Raw genomic sequence first — 16,911 nt, forward strand, 5'->3', positions numbered from 1 at the left:
CGTTGCTCTTTTTCTCGATTTTAAGCGCAGCGGTTGCTCCCGGTATTGCACTGCTTACGTATTTTTATCTCAGGGACAAGTATGATGCGGAACCGCTGCATATGGTCATCAAGGTGTTTTTGCTTGGCTTCTTGATCGTATTGCCGGTCCTGATCATCCAGCGAGGGTTAACCATGTGGCTGGGCGAAGGACCGTTGGTTACAGCTTTTGGCATTTCGGCCGGTGTAGAGGAAGTGCTGAAGTGGTTCGTATTATTTCATATGATTTACAACCATACCGAATTTGATGAGCCGTATGACGGGATCTTATATGCGGCGGCAATTTCATTAGGATTCGCAACGGTTGAGAATGTATTGTATGCCTTTGCGAGTCACGCTTCGATTGGCACCATGCTCGTTCGAGCCCTACTCCCCGTATCCGGCCACGCGATGTTCGGGGTGATGATGGGGTACTACCTGGGTCGGGCTAAATTCTCGAGCGGCGGGCAAACTCGAAAGTTCCTGATCTTTTCGTTAGCCTTCCCGCTGTTCTGGCATGGGGTATACGATTGGATCTTAAACAATACGACGCAGTATTGGATTTGGTTTATCGTCCCCCTTATGGCCTTCCTCTGGTACGGAGGGCTCGGGAAGATGTATCGGGCCAACAACCGTTCCCCGTTCCGTTTGACGCCGGGGGCGAAGGGGCAAGATTAATTTGCCTCAGAATAGGGCATCCTGATTCTAACAATTTGCATGTCTACGCTAAGGTAGGCTGCAGGATCGTTAGAAAGGGGTGCCTTTTTTCGTGCGCGTCAAGGTGCGAATTACTTGTAAAGCGTGCGGCGAGCGGTTTGTGTTGCGCGGCAAAAAAGAGCGCGGCCATATCGAAACCGGCTTTAAGCAATGCCTATGCAATAATCAGCATAACTTTGAGATCGAAGAAGAAGCGATTCAGTAGGGTGAAGATTATGCATAAAGTTCTTTCCTTCTTGTCACACTAATCCCAACCTAGTTGAAGAAGGGAGAGAGCTAAGCCCAATGTACAAACGATTGAGTGCGATTCTGTTTCCAGTGACCGCCGTGCTGTTGATCGGCGCCCTGGTGTGGGGGTATCAGGAGAACCAGGAGAAAAACTCGATTCTGATCAAGGCGGAAAACCAATATCAGCGGGCGTTCCATGATTTGTCTTATCACGTGGACAAGCTGCATACGGAATTGGGCAACACCTTGGCGGTAAATTCGGCCTCCACCGGTGCCCAACGTAAAGGGCTGGTGAACGTATGGCGCATCACGAGCGAGGCGCAAAACGAAATCAACCAGCTTCCGTTAACCTTGCTCCCGTTTAATAAAACGGAAGAGTTTCTGTCTCGTATCGCGAAGTTCTCGTACCAGACCGCGATTCGTGATTTGACGAAGCAGCCTTTAACCGAAAACGAGTTAAAAAATCTGAAAGAGCTGTACAAAAGCTCGGCGCAAATCGCCCAAGACCTGCAAGGCGTACAAAACAAGGTTATCGCGAATCGCCTGCGCTGGATGGACGTCGAGACGGCGCTGGCTAGCGAGAAGGAGCCGCGGGACAATACGATTATCGATGGCTTTAAAACCGTAGATAAAAAGGTTGGCGAATACCCAGAGTTGGATTGGGGGCCGTCCATCTCCAGCATGTACAATAAACGTTCGGTGAAGAAGCTGGGCGGTAGTCCGATCACCGTTGAGGAAATTAAACGTAAAACGGCGGCTTTTACGGGCGTGCAGAGCGCAGAGAACATCCAAGTCGTAGAGAACGGGAAAGGAACGGAGTGGGCCTCGTATACGGCCAACCTGAAGAACAAAAAAGGCGACGAGTCTTGGTCGCTTGATTTTACCCGGAACGGCGGCCATTTGATCTCCTATGTCTACCATCGCCCCATCGGACCGAAAGCGGTGGATGTGAGCACGGCGAAACAGCGGGCCAAAGATTTCCTGGAAAACAAAGGGTATCCGGGGCTAGCGGCCGTTTCTTATGATGAGTTCGATAATGAAGGGAACTTCACGTTCGTCAGCAAGCAAGGCGACGTGCTCATTTATCCGGAGAAAATCACGATCCGAGTTGCACTGGACAACGGGCAGGTGACCGGGATGCAGGCCAGCGACTACGTGTATGAACGTGAAAACCGGGAAAATGTCGGAAAACCTAAACTGACTTTGCAGCAAGCGCGTAAATTTCTGAATCCGGAGTACAAAGAGAAATATCATCGTCTCGCGCTCATCGAGAACGAGCAAGCAGAGAAGGTGCTCACCTACGAATTCGGCGGTTCGATTAACGGATCGCAGTACAAAATCTTCATCAACGCTGAGAACGGCAATGAAGAGATGATCGAAGAGATTCGCAGCCGCAACAATCAAGGAGAAACGAAGTCTTCCTGATTCTCTGCGCGGCAACTTCAAAGGAATGTTCCGGTTGTCCGGAAGATTCCTTTTTGATTTTTCAACGAATTATTTAAGTCCAGCCGCCTCGCGCCGTGCTATAATCAAAAGATAGAAGTACAACCATGACATAGGACGGTGGCAAGCTTGTTTCCTAAAGTGAACGATCTTGTATACATTCAAGTCGCCTCGGTGGAGAAGCCGAATGATGAGAAGGAATGTAAATCACGGATCGCGGACGTGGAAGAAGAATCGTTATTGATCGAAGTGCCGATCGAGATCGGGAGCGGACGCATCAGAAAGCTGTACATCGGGGACGAATTATCCGTGTATTTCCTGACAGAAAACGGAGTGAAAAACTACTTTAATACATATGTGCTCGGTTTTGCCGACGACGTTGTTCAATTAGTACGTATTTGCAAGCCTGAGCCGGAAACGATTACGAAAATCCAACGGCGCAATTTTTTGCGAGTGGTCGCCAAATTGGAAATCGCCGTGCTCATGAAGGACGGCGTGCGCTTTGTAACATATACGGAGGATGTTGGCGGCGGCGGGGTCTCCTTCAGCTGCAGCAGCGAATTTAAGCTGGCTCAGGGGGATCTGCTCTTTTGCTGGCTGCTCATCCCGTTCAAAAATGGTACGATCGACCATGTGCCTTTTGAAGCGGAAGTTGTTCGGATGAAGAAGCTGGAAACCGGGCGCACGATTGTCATGCTGAAATTCGTAAGCATTTCGGACCTTGAACGGCAAAAGCTGATTCGGTATTGCTTCGAGCGACAGTTTGATTTCAAAAATCGCTGATTTCATCCGCTCAATGGAGGTATTTCCGATTTCCCAATATGGATAAGCTATACATTAACGTATTGAAATCCACCCGTGTTCGTGTGGCTAACCAGGGAGGGAAATCGAAATGAAAAAAACGCAAGACGACGAAATTTATACGGAACTGTTTCTGTCTTTCTCGGACAAGGTGGAAAGATGGATAAAACGGAGTTTACTGGTTTTATTGGCAGCATTATGCCTGTTTCAACTCTTGCTACGGATTCCAGAATTGCGATATGTTCTAGCCTCTGCAGACAAATATGAAGGGGTGCCCATTCACAGAGAACAAGGGAATTAATCGGGAAAAGCAAGCGCGTTTCTTTTGCATCCCTTTGTTATCTGTGGTATAATTTTCACGTCGCAGGCAATGCCTGCTTTTTTCTTGAGGATTTGTTTTGAGGAGGAATGCCCCTTTGGCAAGCGAGACGTCTACAACCCATGAGAAAATCAACATCGCCATCGACGGTCCTGCGGGGGCAGGGAAAAGTACGATAGCTCGAATGGTTGCCGGTAGACTGCATTATGTCTACGTCGATACCGGGGCGATGTACCGGGCGGCAACTTGGTATTTTCTGCAGCTAGGGATCGGACCAGACGAAGTGGACAAAGTGCTGCAGCATTTACCTGAATTGGATATCGAATTGCTGCCTGGAGAACAGGGGCAACAGGTCCGGGTGAACGGTCGAGACGTCACGGAAGAGATTCGCTCGTTAGCCGTGAATGCCCAAGTGTCCCGATATGCGCAAATCGAGGGGCTGCGCGATCGGCTTGTCTCATTGCAGCGGCAAATGGCTTTGCGCAAAGGCGTCGTCATGGACGGACGCGATATCGGCACTTGCGTATTACCTGATGCGGAAGTGAAGGTGTTCATGACCGCGAGCGTTGAGGAACGGGCACGTCGGCGTTACAAGGAAATGAAGGAGCAGGACAAGATTTCCTTCGATGACCTCGTGCGATCGATTGAAGAGCGAGACCGGCTGGACCGGGAGCGGGAGGTTTCCCCGCTGCGGCAGGCAGAGGATGCTCAGCTGCTGGATACGACGCAGATGTCCTTGGACGAAGTGGCCGACCACATCGTAGCAATGTGCAGAACCTATGGAAGTGAGAGTTGAGCCTGGATGATCTATCGTTTTTGTCGAAGTGTGCTTCGCATCCTCTATAAGCTGTTGTATCGCTTTGAGGTAAGCGGCTTGGAGCATATCCCCAAAGAAGGCGGAGTGCTCTTGTGCTCCAACCATTTAACTTTGCTTGATCCGCCGACCATCGGCATCATGGTGGAACGCAAGGTGCATTTTATGGCCAAGCAGGAATTGTTCAACATTTTCGGCTTCAGTTGGCTGATTCGGCAGCTAGGCGCTTTCCCTGTAAAGCGGGGGGGCGTAAGCAAAGAATCGATCAAAACCGCGCTGACCTTGCTCCGTAACGGTCACGTCATCGGGATTTTCCCGGAAGGCCGTCGGGTGAAAGACGCCGAAGCGAATATGATCGGCAAGAAAGGTGCGGCGACGTTCGCGCTTCGCAGTGACGCAGCGGTGATTCCGGTTGCGATTATTGGCACTTATAAATTGTTTCGGAAATTGCGCGTCGTTTACGGACCGCCGGTTGATCTGACGGAGTTCAAGGAGAATGGCGGACCTGACGCAGCCGAGCGAGCTACGGAGAAAATCATGGCCAGCATCGCCGAGCTGAAGAAGCGTTAATTTTTTCATGCCTTTGCCAGATGGGATGCATGAAGGCTGATAACATTTGGGAAGCTATACCTTAATGGATTGTTTTGAACTTCGCTACAAGTGGAAGCTCAAAAAGTCAATTTTTTACTTTGTGATCGAAAGCTGGCTTTTTGAACAACCTTTAGAGCGGGTTTAAATAAATGGGTTTTTGAATTGAGGAGGTTATTGACATGTCGGAAGAAACAAAAAATGTTCAAGAGGCTGCGGAAGTCGCTAGCCAGGATGAGATGGAGCAAATCGTCTCTTTGAAAAAAGGGGACACCGTCAAAGGAACGATCGTCAAAATCGAAGATAACCAAGCTTATGTAAGCATTGGATATAAATACGACGGTGTTATTCCTATTCGCGAGCTGTCCTCCGTACATCTCGACAATGCGGCGGATGCTGTGCAAGTAGGCCAAGAGGTAGAAACGAAAGTGGTCAGCATCGACGACGAGAAGGAACGCCTGGTGCTATCCAAACGTGCGATTGACAGCGAAAACGCTTGGGAAGAGCTGGAGAAGAAGTTCCAAAACGGCGAAGTCTTCGAAGTTACGGTTGCCGACGTCGTCAAAGGCGGGATTGTCGCTGACGTAGGCGTTCGCGGCTTCATTCCGGCATCGATGGTAGAACGTCACTTCGTTGAAGATTTCAGCGACTACAAAGGCCGCACGCTGCGCGTCAAAGTGAAAGAACTTGACCGTGAGAACAACAAAGTGATCCTTTCCCAAAAGGATGTGCTTGATGAAGAGTTTGAAGCGAACAAACAAAAAGTGATGGCTGAATTGAAAGAAGGCCAAGTGCTGGAAGGTACGGTTCAACGCTTGACTCAATTTGGTGCATTTGTTGACGTAGGCGGCGTAGACGGATTGGTACACGTATCCGAAATCGCATGGAACCATGTTGACAAACCTGCTGACGTCCTGTCCGAAGGCGACAAAGTGAAGGTGAAAGTGCTCAAAGTTGATCCGGAAAAAGGCAAAATCAGCCTTTCGATCAAAGCAGCACAACCAGGTCCTTGGGATACAGCGGCTGAGAAATTCCACACCGGTGACATTGTAACAGGCGAAGTTAAACGACTGGTGAACTTTGGTGCCTTCGTGGAAATCGCACCGGGGGTAGAAGGACTCGTTCATATCTCTCAAATTTCGCATAAGCATATCGGAACTCCGCATGAAGTGCTGAAAGAAGGACAAACGGTACAGGTGAAAGTGCTGGACGTGAACCCTAGCGAGAAACGGGTAAGCCTCAGCATTAAGGAAACGGAAGAAGCTCCGGCTCCTGCACCGAAGAGCGAAAGACCTTCCAAAGGCAGCAGCGTGAGAAAAGAAGACCTGGGCGACAACCCTAACGTATCGCTGAGCAACCAAGGCTTAAGCATCACGCTGGGCGAACGCTTCGGCGATAAACTCAGCAAACTGAAATAATCAGGTTTTAGTGGCTCGAACATCGGCGGACCCTGAAGAAGCGGGTTCGCCGTTTTTGTTGTTGACCGTTAGCCAAGCCATCTTTTTTTTGCTATGATGATTTACGTGTATCCGTAAATAAACGTGTGAAGCCTATATAGAGAATCAACTCCATTTTGAGGATCCAAAAATAAGTATTAGGAGGGATGTCAATGGCAAGACCCGTTGTGGCTATCGTCGGGCGGCCGAATGTGGGGAAATCCACGATATTTAACCGGATTATCGGTGACCGCCTGGCAATCGTGGAAGATAAGCCCGGGATTACGCGCGACCGGATTTACGGTGCGTCGGAATGGAACGGGAAACCGTTCAGCATCATCGATACAGGAGGGATTGAACTCGACGACGAGGAGCCGATCCTCAAATCGATCCGTATGCAGGCCGAACTCGCGATCGAGGAAGCCGATGTGATTGTTTTTATGTGTGACGCCAAGGCTGGCGTGACTACTTCGGACGAGGAGGTCGCCAATTTGTTGTACCGGTCAGGCAAGCCGGTCATTGTCGCGGTGAATAAGGTGGATAACATCGGCCGGATCGACAATATTTATGAGTTTTATAACCTCGGCTTTGGTGAGCCGATTGGGGTATCGGGCAGCCATGGCACGGGCATCGGCGATTTGCTGGATGCGATTGCGGATAATCTGCCGGAGCTCGCGGATGACGAATACGATGATGACGTGATCCGGGTCGCTTTGATTGGTCGTCCAAACGTGGGGAAATCCTCGCTGGTGAACGCGATCCTCGGTGAAGAGCGAGTCATCGTCAGCGATATCGCCGGAACAACCCGTGATGCGATTGATACGCCGTTCGAGAAAGACGGTCAACGGTACGTCCTGATCGATACCGCAGGGATGCGCAAACGCGGTAAGGTCTATGAAACGACGGAGAAGTACAGCGTTATGCGCGCCATGAAAGCGATCGAGCGGGCGGATGTGGTACTGGTTCTGATCAACGGCGAAGAAGGGATCATCGAACAGGATAAGCATATCGCGGGATACGCTTATGAAGCCGGTAAAGCTTCCATTTTCGTCGTGAACAAATGGGATGTGGTTGAGAAGGACGATAAAACCATGCACCAATTTGAGCAAAGAATCCGCGACCACTTCCTGTTTATGACGTATGCCCCGATTGTTTTCCTGTCAGCTAAAACGAAGCAGCGTTTACATAAACTGTTGCCGGTGGTTCAGCACGTCGCAGATCAGCATGCGAAGCGCGTGCAGACCCATCTGCTAAACGATGTTGTGTCGGATGCAATCGCCATCAATCCTCCGCCAACGGACAAAGGGCGGCGCCTGCGAATTAATTACGTCACGCAGGTTGCGGTGAAACCGCCGACCATCGTGGTATTTGTCAACGATCCGGAGCTGATGCATTTCTCTTATGAACGGTACCTGGAGAACAAAATCCGGGCAGCATTTGATTTTGAGGGAACGCCAATCCGGCTGTTTACGCGGCGCAAGTCTGATGAAGGTTAGGGGAGAATAAGGTGATTTTACCCGTAATAGCTGTAATTGTTTGTTATTTGCTTGGCTCGGTTAGCTTCAGCGTCGTGTTGGCGAAAGCCTTGAAAGGCATCGATATTCGCCAGCACGGCAGCGGAAACGCGGGAGCCACCAACACACTGCGCGTACTGGGGAAAGGCCCGGCGATTCTCGTTCTGGCCCTGGATGTGCTTAAGGGGATTGCCGCAGTATGGATCGGCCGCTGGCTAGGCGACGGCGTCGAATGGATCGCCTCGCTGTGCGGCATCGCAGCAATCGTCGGCCATAACTGGCCGCTTTATTTCCGCTTTCGCGGCGGAAAAGGGATTGCCACCACGATTGGCGTGATGGCGACCTTGTTTTTCTTCCCTGCGTTGTACGCGGGGATCATTGCGATATTATCGATCGTTATTACCCGGTACGTCTCGCTTGGTTCGCTTATCTTCGTCTTCTTGACGCCGATTTTTCTGGCGGTCTCCGGCGAATTCGGCCCTTATTTCTGGGCGAGTCTGGTCATCTGCGTGTTCGCCTTCTGGAGACATCGCACGAATATCGTGAAGATCGTGCACGGCAAGGAAAATAAGCTGGGATCCAAAGGAGGAGATCGCGTTGTCTAATAAAGCCGCCGTGCTGGTGGCGGGCAGTTGGGGAACGGCACTCGCCAGTGTGCTCGCCGACAAAGACATGGAAGTTGCCTTGTGGACACGTAGCGAAGCGCAACAGGATGAAATCAATACGAAACATCGCAATGAACGTTTTTTGCCTGGCGTGGACTTGTCGCCTCGCCTTACGGCAACCACTGATTTGGAAGCCGCAGTGACCGGTGCGAAAGCGGTCGTGATGGTTGCGCCGTCCTCGGCGGTTCGTGAGGTTGCTCGATCACTAAAGCCTTTCTGGCATGAGGATATGCTGCTGGTGCATGCCACCAAGGGCTTTGAGATTGAGAGCATGAAGCGGATGTCGACGGTGATCGCGGAGGAACTCGGCTGTGAAGAGGGGCGTATTGTTGTATTGTCCGGTCCTAGCCATGCGGAGGAAGTTGTGAAACGCTGCCCGACCACTGTGGTTGTCGCTGCACAGGACGCGGCCCAGGCTGAATTGGCTCAGGACCTGTTCATGAACCCGTATTTCCGCGTCTACACCAACCGGGATATGGTAGGCGTGGAGCTTGCCGGGGCTTTAAAAAATATCATCGCGCTGGGCGCCGGAATGTCCGATGGACTGGGCTACGGGGACAACGCCAAGGCGGCACTGCTTACCCGCGGTCTTGCGGAGATTACGCGGGTCGGCGTTGAAATGGGAGCCAACCCGCTGACCTTTGCCGGTTTGGCCGGGGTCGGCGACCTGGTCGTGACGGCAACCAGCCGGCACAGCCGGAACTGGCGAGCTGGGTTTATGCTGGGCGAAGGCAAACCGCTGGAGGAAGTATTAACCCAGATGGGCATGGTTGTAGAAGGCATTCGCACAACGAAAGCGGCCCATGCCATCTCTGAGAAGTATCAGGTGCAGATGCCGATTGCGGCTCAGCTTTACCACGTCCTATTCGAGGGGCTGGACCCGCGCACCGCTGTAGAGGCGCTGATGGGACGCGACCGGAAAACGGAGATGGAAGTGATGTCCCTAGAAACCTGGGAACAATGGCACACTTGAGCGGAAGTTCAAAAATTCGTCTTTTGATCACGAAGCATCTTCAAAGTAGTGGATTCGACATCGAATCTTGAATTCAGCAGGGCCTTCCGTTGCTCACGTAGGTCTGCCTACGCTCCGCTACTCAGTCCCAGCTTCATCCAACCTTCTCGGTGCTGAAAAGCCGCCTTTTTGAACCTTTATTGAAATTGGAGTTACCAGACACGGCTTTTGATATCGCCGTTAGAGCCCGTTTTGCTGGGGAATATCACCTTTACCTCCGCCCTCTCATACATTGGTTGAAGAGGACAACGGAGGAGGCGAAAGCGTGAGCAAGATATCCAAAGAGGCCTTGAATGCCATCAACAAGAAGACGGGTAAAGCGATCTCGGAAAGTTCGGTCAAAAAGCTGGCCAGCACCGTAAAGCCATCAACCATTCAAAATGAAGCCGAACTACGTAAGCTGATCAAGCAAGTATCGGCGATGGCGAAAGTTCCCGTGTCGGAAAGCACGATTCACGAGATCGTGAACGCCGTGAAAAAAAGCGGCATGAATCCGTCCAATATGGAAGCCTTAATGAAGTTAATGCTTAAAAAATAAATAAAGGTGATCCTTATTGCCCTTAAGCTCTGCGGCCGTATGCCGCGGGGCTTTGTTTAGTTTTGGCCAGCGCGTAGCCTGAAAGACCGCATAATGCTATAATATGGATCATATTAAAGCAAAAAATAGTAGGTGAAATAAACAGATGGATGCAATGACGAAGATGTGGCTATCGATCGCCGCCGTATTGATCATGGGGGTCTCGGTCTTTTTGATCACATTTGCACGGACGAAAACCAAAGGGTGGATTAAGGGAATCTTATCGCTCCTTGCCTTTTTTATTATGCTGGTGGGCTTTTTGACCGGGCTTGTGTCGATTACTTGACAGAACCTCTACATCACTGAACCCAAGAGAAGAGGAAGAGATATGCAACAACAAGATAGCAAAGCCTATGCCGATTTAACCGAAGAATTATGCAAGCTGGCCGAAAGCTGTGGAATGGAGGGCAAGTGGCTGCTAGGGGGAAGCTGCGGATTGTGGCTCCAGGGGGTTGAGCTTGCGACGGTTCCGCGGGATATCGACGTCTATGCGGATCTGGCGACCGCCGACCGGCTGCACGAGCGGCTCCGGCAGTTTGCGACGGACCAGCCGCGTCATGACCGGAGCGGAATCTATACCTCCCGGTTAAGCCATTACCGTATTGGCGAGTCGACAATTGAGCTGGTAGGCGGATTTGAAGTCCATACCGCCGGGGCGTTCTATCGGACGGAGATAGAAGCGTTGCTAGCGCCGGCCGCGCAGCGTGTGAAATTGCGTGATAGCGCTTTATGGGTCATGCCGTTAGCCCATGAATTGGTGTTTAACCTCCTGCGCGAGCGTCCGGATCGCTATTTGCCGATTGCGGGGATGATCCGTAAAGAGCCGGATCGACATCTGCCCCTGTTGGACGAGCTGTTGAAACGGAACGAATGGTCGGCGGATTGGGTTGGACGGATGGCTGAGTTGTTGGATCGCCCGCTGCTCTCTCGGCCATGGCGCGAATATCGCGGCAGGAAGGCTTAAGGAGCGGATCGTGGAAGGACGTATTACGTTTCTGCCGTCCGGGAAAACCGTTCAAGTCCGGCCGGGCACTTCGGTTCTGAGGGCTGCCCGTGGAGCTAGAATTCATTTAGCGACGCGATGCGGTGGGAATGCCGGCTGTCTGATGTGCAAAGTTCAGGTCGATCCGGAGCACGCTGCCGCGTTAACTCCTCCGAGCGATGCGGAGCGCCGCAAGCTTGGCCCGCTGTTGGACCAGGGGATGCGCCTGGCCTGTCAGGCGAAGATCCGGGGGGATGTGGTGGTTCAGCTGCCGAAGGACCCGCTCAAGGCGGCGATTCGCAAACAGCTGGAACGGCAGCGGGAAGAGGAGGAATTATGGTAACGGCAAGTACGGAAGGGGATAAGGTGAGATTTTCAACATGACGAAGTTACGTTATTTGAAGCATACCTGCTTGAGATCAGCGGCGCTGGTTGTCTTATTGGCGTTAACGACCTCGCTGCTGTCAGGCTGTTTGTACCGCGGGGAGAGGCAGCAGGGCGGCCCGGTTTCCTATATGGAGAGCGTGGACCGGGTTCAACGGGCTTTGGATCGTTTTCAGGAAGATAAGGGGATCCTGCCGATCATTACTGCCGGGGAGGATACTCCGCGATACGAGAAATACAAGATCGATTTGAACCAATTGAAGCGGGAAGGTTATTTGGATGAGCTTCCGGCGGCAGCCTTTGAGCAGGGCGGAAGCGTCTATTTTCTCGTTATCGATGAGGAAACCGACCCTACGGTTAAAGTAATGGATTTAAACACGATTCAGAAGGTGAACGACGTCCAGCACAAAGTGCTGAGCTACCGTACAAGCCACGGAGATGCTCTCCCGGGCGAGGCCAATGGTGAGGTCTATCCGGGTCTGTATACGGTTGATCTCCCGTTGCTTAAGGCCGACAGCTTGGCATTGACCAGTGTCTATTCCGGGGAGACCCTTTCCTACCTGATGGACAAGCAGGGCAATGTGTACGTGGATTACGCTTTTGATATTATGCAGGCGATCGATCAGTCTGGGAAAACGCCGCAAGGCGACGAAGATCTGCGCACCTGGTTGACGGACCGCTCCGCGTTCGTTCCGGTGAAGTCGCCGCCTTACCGTTGGAACGGAAGCGAACCCGTACCATATCTCAATTAAGAAGAAACCTCTCGAATGATTTCGGGAGGTTTTTCTTTTCTCTCTTCTCCTATCCCTGAGGCGTCATACTTTTTCCGATAGAGTCATACAAATGGGAGTATGGCGGTTAAGTGCCCGCCTTGTTCGGGTTGAATGAGCGGCCCCGCAAAAAAAACGGGCTTGGACGGTTTTAACCGTCATATTCTCGCATCTGGTACATAAGATGTTACTAGTCCAAATGCATGTACGAGTTTACGCCGCTTCGTTCAGGTTCTTTCCACAGGTTTGCGGCGGCGGACACGGGCAAGAGGGGCTGCCGCTCCTGCCGCAGCAGCGAGGCCCAAAATCATGACGAATCACGAAGCGGATGCTCTCGGGGCATTTTTCCTTCGGCGAAATTTGAGGAGGGGATATCATTGGTATTGGAGAAAGTGGACATTTTTAAGGACATTGCCGAACGAACTGGAGGCGACATCTATCTAGGGGTCGTCGGTGCCGTCCGTACCGGGAAGTCGACCTTTATTAAGCGATTCATGGAAACTGTCGTACTCCCGAACATCGCAAATGAAGCAGATCGAGTCCGCGCGGTAGATGAACTTCCGCAAAGCGCCGCCGGCAAAACTATTATGACGACCGAACCGAAGTTTGTCCCGAACAATGCGGTGCAAATCAAGGTGGCTGAAGGACTCGAGGTAAACGTAAGACTCGTCGATTGCGTCGGATACGCCGTGGAAGGCGCAAAAGGCTACGAGGACGAAAATGGGCCGCGAATGATCTCCACCCCATGGTTTGAAGAACCGATTCCGTTCCAAGAGGCTGCGGAAATCGGAACGCGCAAAGTCATCCAGGAACATTCCACGTTAGGGGTTGTAGTGACGACGGATGGAACGATCGCCGATATTCCGCGTTATTCTTACGTGGAATCTGAGGAGCGGGTGGTTGCCGAACTGAAGGAGGTCGGCAAGCCATTTGTGCTGGTGATCAACTCGACGCGTCCAAACAGTGAGGAAACACAGCAACTCCGCGGTGAGTTGGCCGCAAAATATGACATTCCGGTCCTTGCGCTCAGCGCAGCGACAATGACGGAAGAAGACGTGACCGGTGTCCTCCGGGAAGTTCTGTATGAGTTCCCGGTACATGAGGTCAACGTCAACCTGCCTAGCTGGGTGATGGTACTGAACGAGAACCACTGGCTGCGCACCAATTTTGAGAACTCCGTCCGTGACACGGTTAAGGATATTCGCCGTCTGCGCGATGTCGACCGGGTTGTCGGAAATTTCATGGAATACGATTTTATCGATCGAGCTGGTCTGAGCGGACTGAATATGGGTCAAGGTGTAGCGGAGATCGATCTGTATGCGCCGGATGATCTGTATGATCGCATCCTGATGGAAGTGGTGGGTGTAGAAATTCGCGGCAAAGACCATTTGCTGCAGCTGATGCAGGAATTCACGCACGCGAAACGGGAATACGACCGGTTCGCCGAGGCGCTGGAAATGGTCAAAACGACCGGTTACGGTATCGCTGCGCCGACGCTTGCGGAAATGGCGTTGGATGAGCCAGAGCTGATCCGTCAAGGCTCCCGCTTCGGGGTAAGGCTGAAGGCGACGGCACCATCGATCCATATGATCCGCGTCGATGTCGAGTCGGAATTTGCGCCGATCATCGGGACCGAGAAGCAAAGCGAAGAGCTTGTCCGCTACCTGATGCAGGATTTCGAGAACGATCCGATCAAGATTTGGGAATCCGACATCTTCGGCAGATCCCTGCACTCGATCGTACGCGAAGGCATTCAAGGCAAAATTGCCATGATGCCGGATAACGCACGTTACAAGCTGCAGGAAACGCTGGGGCGGATTATCAACGAAGGCTCCGGCGGCCTCATCGCCATCATTCTATAGGTAATTAAAAATTCGGCTTTTGATCACGAAGCTAACCTGAGGAAGCGGAGTCGGCGTCGAATCTTGAATTCAGCCGGGCCTTCCGTTGCTCACGTACCTCTATGTACGCTCCGCTACTCAGTCCCTAGCTTCATCCAACCTTCTCGGTGCTGAAAAGCCGAATTTTTAATCTTTACTAATTGCAATTCCTCCTCAATGACCGCGCGTATGCTGTATTTTGGCTGCGTGCGGTTGTTTTGTTATTTGGGGGGCGGAAAGGTCCAATTTGTAGGGCGAATTGAGGAAATATCGCCGGGAAGCCTTGAAATAGCTTGAAATTATGCATGGGCTGTATTACTATAAATTTGTTCCGCGTCCCCGAAAGCGCGATTTCATCACGTTTTTCGGGAACTTGTACGTAATGAATTGCATAAATCACGTATATTCTGCGGTAAAACGGAAACACAAATAGCAAGTGGTATTATTTTCCTTGGTGGGAGGTGAAATACACATGAACAAATCCGATTTGATTGCTCAAGTTGCAGAAAGTACTGAGCTGTCCAAGAAAGACGCGACTAAAGCGGTTGACGCCGTTTTTGATGCGATTTCCACAGCGCTGCAGAACGGAGATAAAGTTCAACTGGTTGGCTTCGGTAACTTTGAAGTCCGCGAGCGTTCCGCCCGTAAAGGCCGCAACCCGCAAACCGGAGAGGAAATCGAAATCCCTGCGAGCAAAATTCCTGCTTTCAAACCAGGTAAAGCGCTCAAAGACGGAATTAAATAAAGATTTCTACGTATCTTCCGTGCAAAAGACCGTGGGCTTCTCGTTCACGGCTTTTTCTTTTCATGGAGGCTTAAAAAAGAAGCAGTCTGTCAAAAATGTGAAGGGGGAGGCGCTGCCACATGGATAACCAGCAACACGGTAACGATCCATCTGCCGCGGGCGGAGACTATTTCGTGGTTAAGGCCAAAGAACAAGGCGTTACGGTCATCGGGCTGACCCGGGGGAAGGATACGCGGTTTCACCACACCGAGAAGTTGGACAAGGGTGAGGTGCTCATCGCCCAATTTACCGATCACACCTCCGCCGTCAAGATTCGCGGCAAAGCGCTCGTCTATACGAAGCACGGCTTGATCGATACGGAAGAATGATTTTCAAATCTGCAGGCATAGCCTGCTTTTTTTCTATGTAGAATGGGGTATAAGAACCGTATGGACAAAGGCAGATTTGCGCTGTCCGAGTGTACCAGAAGGGAGAATGCCCCATGAAACGGAACATAGCCGTTCGGGCCATCCTGTTAACGTTCGTCTGCGCGCTGGCGATGGCGGGCGCAGCTTGGCTTGGCGAGCATCCTGCCCGTCAGCGGCAGGTAGCAGCGGTGTTTGCGGGTACGTCCCCAGCGGAGCTCACCGAGGAGAACCTTGTGGATGCTTTGGCCCCGTTGCAGCTTCCGGTGCCCATCGCGAAAGTGGAGCTGAACCGAGATATTTTGTCCGTTGACCTGAAGGTTGAGGGCGACCAGGTTCGTGCAGCAGACGTGTACCGGGGAATGGCGGAAATGATCTCGTTTGCGTTCGAACGCACCAACAATATCGATCAGCTGCTGCTGAGATTGATGGCGGAGGACCGTTGGCTTGGCACCAAATATCTGCTGCTGGCTGCCGATGTTCGGCGTACCGAATTTTCGGCCGAGGAGCTGGACCTTCTTCGGCATGTCGGGAGCGGTGAGATGCCCGAAGAGTTGCGGTTGCGCATGCGGATGACGGAAACAAAGCTGTGGCAGTCTCGTTTTCTACAGGAGTAACCGGTGAATTGACCGATGAGTTGATTTCGCGTATAGCCTCTGTGCGCAGTGAAAAAACATATGCTATAATAGACAAGATTGTGACATCTTTATTACTGAAAGATCAGCGGCTCGGAGGCAAAGGATGAAACCTTATCGCATAACAGAATTGGCAAATAAATATGTCAGTTACGACATGATTACCGCATACACGGCGCTTCCGGAGTTTCCGGTGCCCCGTGTTCGTTTGCTTTATACGTTTTTAACCGAGCGGGAGGGGCTGTCGCTGGAGTCAGCTGAGACCTGTGCGCTGGCCGCGTTCCTCGTGCAGCTTGGCATGGACACCCATGATCGCATCGATCTGGAGTCCGGACTGGGGGAAGCAACCCGGGCCATGCGTTCGCGCCAGCTCAAGGTGCTGGCCGGTGACTATTTCAGCGGCGTGTTTTATCATCTGCTAGCTGGAGCCGGGGAGATCGGCATGGTCCCGTTGATGAGCTCGGCCATCTGTGAGGTGAACCGCTTGAAGGTCCAGCTGTACAGCAAGTTGAAGCAGATGTTATTGCCTGCGGAAGACTATCTGAAGGAATGCGTCCATGTCAAAATGGGGCTTTTTCTTTCTTTTACGGAGATCCTGGACAAGTCGGTCCAAAGCTTATGGCAGAAGCTGCTGGCGGAGTTAAGCCGCTGCGAAGTCATGCTGGAAGAAATCCGGTCTACTTCTGAGCTGCCGCACGAACGTAAAGGTTACGCCTATTTGCGCATCATGGAAACCGGATCCTCCGAGGATAAAACTGCGCTCTCCACCCGCAAAGTCGGCGAGCGGGACTGGTCGCTGATGCTTGTGAAATACAATATCAAGGAACAACTGCTGTCTATGCTGCACCAATCGGTGGATCACGTCCAATCGCTGCTGCATGAATGCAAGAAGGAAACCGCGCGAACGGAGCTCAAGTCGATTCTTGAGCCGTTTATCGCTGTGCTTTCACCGTCACGCCGTTCCGTGCAAGAAGGGTAGG

21 protein-coding genes are annotated in these 16,911 nt (G+C 51.8%); all 21 read left to right on the plus strand.

The genetic code is table 11. The features are described from left to right. The first annotated feature begins 2 nt into the window (after positions 1-2). Positions 3-695, plus strand: a complete 693-nt coding sequence (prsW, locus tag ACL02P_RS04605) for a glutamic-type intramembrane protease PrsW (RefSeq protein ID WP_260071252.1) — start codon at positions 3-5, stop codon at positions 693-695. A 91-nt stretch (positions 696-786) separates the two neighbouring features. Then, complete coding sequence (locus ACL02P_RS04610; protein WP_260071251.1) at positions 787-939, plus strand: hypothetical protein; 153 nt, start codon at positions 787-789, stop codon at positions 937-939. A gap of 80 nt (positions 940-1,019) precedes the next feature. Continuing rightward, positions 1,020-2,387: a germination protein YpeB gene (gene ypeB, locus ACL02P_RS04615; protein ID WP_323076743.1), complete on the plus strand. Its 1,368-nt coding sequence runs from the start codon at positions 1,020-1,022 to the stop codon at positions 2,385-2,387. A 147-nt stretch (positions 2,388-2,534) separates the two neighbouring features. Then, positions 2,535-3,188 (plus strand): flagellar brake protein, encoded by a 654-nt coding sequence (locus ACL02P_RS04620; RefSeq protein WP_323076741.1) that lies wholly within the window; start codon positions 2,535-2,537, stop codon positions 3,186-3,188. Positions 3,189-3,297: 109 nt separating this feature from the next. Then, positions 3,298-3,507 (plus strand): hypothetical protein, encoded by a 210-nt coding sequence (locus tag ACL02P_RS04625; RefSeq protein ID WP_323076740.1) that lies wholly within the window; start codon positions 3,298-3,300, stop codon positions 3,505-3,507. Between the two features lie 115 nt (positions 3,508-3,622). Next, positions 3,623-4,321 (plus strand): (d)CMP kinase, encoded by a 699-nt coding sequence (cmk, locus tag ACL02P_RS04630; RefSeq protein WP_009225862.1) that lies wholly within the window; start codon positions 3,623-3,625, stop codon positions 4,319-4,321. Positions 4,322-4,327: 6 nt separating this feature from the next. After that, positions 4,328-4,909: a lysophospholipid acyltransferase family protein gene (locus ACL02P_RS04635; RefSeq protein WP_009225863.1), complete on the plus strand. Its 582-nt coding sequence runs from the start codon at positions 4,328-4,330 to the stop codon at positions 4,907-4,909. A 200-nt stretch (positions 4,910-5,109) separates the two neighbouring features. Continuing rightward, positions 5,110-6,345, plus strand: coding sequence for a 30S ribosomal protein S1 (gene rpsA / locus ACL02P_RS04640; protein WP_016311778.1), 1,236 nt, complete (start codon positions 5,110-5,112; stop codon positions 6,343-6,345). A 191-nt stretch (positions 6,346-6,536) separates the two neighbouring features. Further along, positions 6,537-7,859, plus strand: a complete 1,323-nt coding sequence (der, locus tag ACL02P_RS04645; RefSeq protein WP_036645810.1) for a ribosome biogenesis GTPase Der — start codon at positions 6,537-6,539, stop codon at positions 7,857-7,859. A gap of 11 nt (positions 7,860-7,870) precedes the next feature. Then, positions 7,871-8,482 carry a glycerol-3-phosphate 1-O-acyltransferase PlsY gene (gene plsY, locus ACL02P_RS04650; protein ID WP_009225866.1) on the plus strand — a complete coding sequence of 204 codons (612 nt, stop codon included), beginning with the start codon at positions 7,871-7,873 and terminating at the stop codon, positions 8,480-8,482. Beyond that, complete coding sequence (locus ACL02P_RS04655; RefSeq protein WP_009225867.1) at positions 8,475-9,515, plus strand: NAD(P)H-dependent glycerol-3-phosphate dehydrogenase; 1,041 nt, start codon at positions 8,475-8,477, stop codon at positions 9,513-9,515. Before plsY ends, ACL02P_RS04655 begins: the two co-directional genes overlap by 8 nt. A 304-nt stretch (positions 9,516-9,819) precedes the next feature. Next, the gene (locus ACL02P_RS04660) at positions 9,820-10,092 is read left to right on the plus strand and encodes a stage VI sporulation protein F (protein WP_009225868.1); all 273 of its coding nucleotides are present in this window, start codon (positions 9,820-9,822) and stop codon (positions 10,090-10,092) included. Positions 10,093-10,237: 145 nt separating this feature from the next. Next, positions 10,238-10,417 (plus strand): DUF2768 family protein, encoded by a 180-nt coding sequence (locus tag ACL02P_RS04665; protein ID WP_009225869.1) that lies wholly within the window; start codon positions 10,238-10,240, stop codon positions 10,415-10,417. Positions 10,418-10,459: 42 nt separating this feature from the next. After that, positions 10,460-11,095: a hypothetical protein gene (locus ACL02P_RS04670; protein WP_009225870.1), complete on the plus strand. Its 636-nt coding sequence runs from the start codon at positions 10,460-10,462 to the stop codon at positions 11,093-11,095. A 10-nt stretch (positions 11,096-11,105) separates the two neighbouring features. Next, entirely contained in the window at positions 11,106-11,456 is a 351-nt protein-coding gene (locus ACL02P_RS04675) for a 2Fe-2S iron-sulfur cluster-binding protein (RefSeq protein ID WP_009225871.1), read from the plus strand. Between the two features lie 37 nt (positions 11,457-11,493). Next, positions 11,494-12,249: a DUF3939 domain-containing protein gene (locus ACL02P_RS04680; protein WP_009225872.1), complete on the plus strand. Its 756-nt coding sequence runs from the start codon at positions 11,494-11,496 to the stop codon at positions 12,247-12,249. Positions 12,250-12,650: 401 nt separating this feature from the next. Continuing rightward, complete coding sequence (gene spoIVA, locus ACL02P_RS04685) at positions 12,651-14,129, plus strand: stage IV sporulation protein A (RefSeq protein WP_260071273.1); 1,479 nt, start codon at positions 12,651-12,653, stop codon at positions 14,127-14,129. 490 nt (positions 14,130-14,619) lie between these two features. Further along, positions 14,620-14,892, plus strand: coding sequence for an HU family DNA-binding protein (locus ACL02P_RS04690; protein ID WP_009225874.1), 273 nt, complete (start codon positions 14,620-14,622; stop codon positions 14,890-14,892). Positions 14,893-15,011: 119 nt separating this feature from the next. Next, positions 15,012-15,260, plus strand: a complete 249-nt coding sequence (gene mtrB, locus ACL02P_RS04695; RefSeq protein ID WP_009225875.1) for a trp RNA-binding attenuation protein MtrB — start codon at positions 15,012-15,014, stop codon at positions 15,258-15,260. Positions 15,261-15,373: 113 nt separating this feature from the next. Continuing rightward, entirely contained in the window at positions 15,374-15,913 is a 540-nt protein-coding gene (locus tag ACL02P_RS04700; RefSeq protein WP_412836879.1) for a hypothetical protein, read from the plus strand. A 124-nt stretch (positions 15,914-16,037) separates the two neighbouring features. Further along, the gene (locus ACL02P_RS04705) at positions 16,038-16,910 is read left to right on the plus strand and encodes a heptaprenyl diphosphate synthase component 1 (protein WP_009225877.1); all 873 of its coding nucleotides are present in this window, start codon (positions 16,038-16,040) and stop codon (positions 16,908-16,910) included. Position 16,911 lies beyond the last annotated feature (1 nt).

Origin of the sequence: Paenibacillus sp. MB22_1 (assembly GCF_047200555.1) — a bacterium.
Taxonomy (GTDB): domain Bacteria; phylum Bacillota; class Bacilli; order Paenibacillales; family Paenibacillaceae; genus Fontibacillus; species Fontibacillus phoenicis.

What these genes read in the sequence shown, in the direction of transcription:
- ypeB (WP_323076743.1), top strand. Translation starts at nt 1,020, where the DNA reads ATGTACAAACGATTGAGTGCGATTCTGTTTCCAGTGACCGCCGTGCTG.
- ACL02P_RS04625 (WP_323076740.1), top strand. Translation starts at nt 3,298, where the DNA reads ATGAAAAAAACGCAAGACGACGAAATTTATACGGAACTGTTTCTGTCT.
- ACL02P_RS04635 (WP_009225863.1), top strand. Translation starts at nt 4,328, where the DNA reads ATGATCTATCGTTTTTGTCGAAGTGTGCTTCGCATCCTCTATAAGCTG.
- rpsA (WP_016311778.1), top strand. Translation starts at nt 5,110, where the DNA reads ATGTCGGAAGAAACAAAAAATGTTCAAGAGGCTGCGGAAGTCGCTAGC.
- der (WP_036645810.1), top strand. Translation starts at nt 6,537, where the DNA reads ATGGCAAGACCCGTTGTGGCTATCGTCGGGCGGCCGAATGTGGGGAAA.
- ACL02P_RS04665 (WP_009225869.1), top strand. Translation starts at nt 10,238, where the DNA reads ATGGATGCAATGACGAAGATGTGGCTATCGATCGCCGCCGTATTGATC.
- ACL02P_RS04670 (WP_009225870.1), top strand. Translation starts at nt 10,460, where the DNA reads ATGCAACAACAAGATAGCAAAGCCTATGCCGATTTAACCGAAGAATTA.
- ACL02P_RS04680 (WP_009225872.1), top strand. Translation starts at nt 11,494, where the DNA reads ATGACGAAGTTACGTTATTTGAAGCATACCTGCTTGAGATCAGCGGCG.
- ACL02P_RS04690 (WP_009225874.1), top strand. Translation starts at nt 14,620, where the DNA reads ATGAACAAATCCGATTTGATTGCTCAAGTTGCAGAAAGTACTGAGCTG.
- mtrB (WP_009225875.1), top strand. Translation starts at nt 15,012, where the DNA reads ATGGATAACCAGCAACACGGTAACGATCCATCTGCCGCGGGCGGAGAC.
- ACL02P_RS04700 (WP_412836879.1), top strand. Translation starts at nt 15,374, where the DNA reads ATGAAACGGAACATAGCCGTTCGGGCCATCCTGTTAACGTTCGTCTGC.
- ACL02P_RS04705 (WP_009225877.1), top strand. Translation starts at nt 16,038, where the DNA reads ATGAAACCTTATCGCATAACAGAATTGGCAAATAAATATGTCAGTTAC.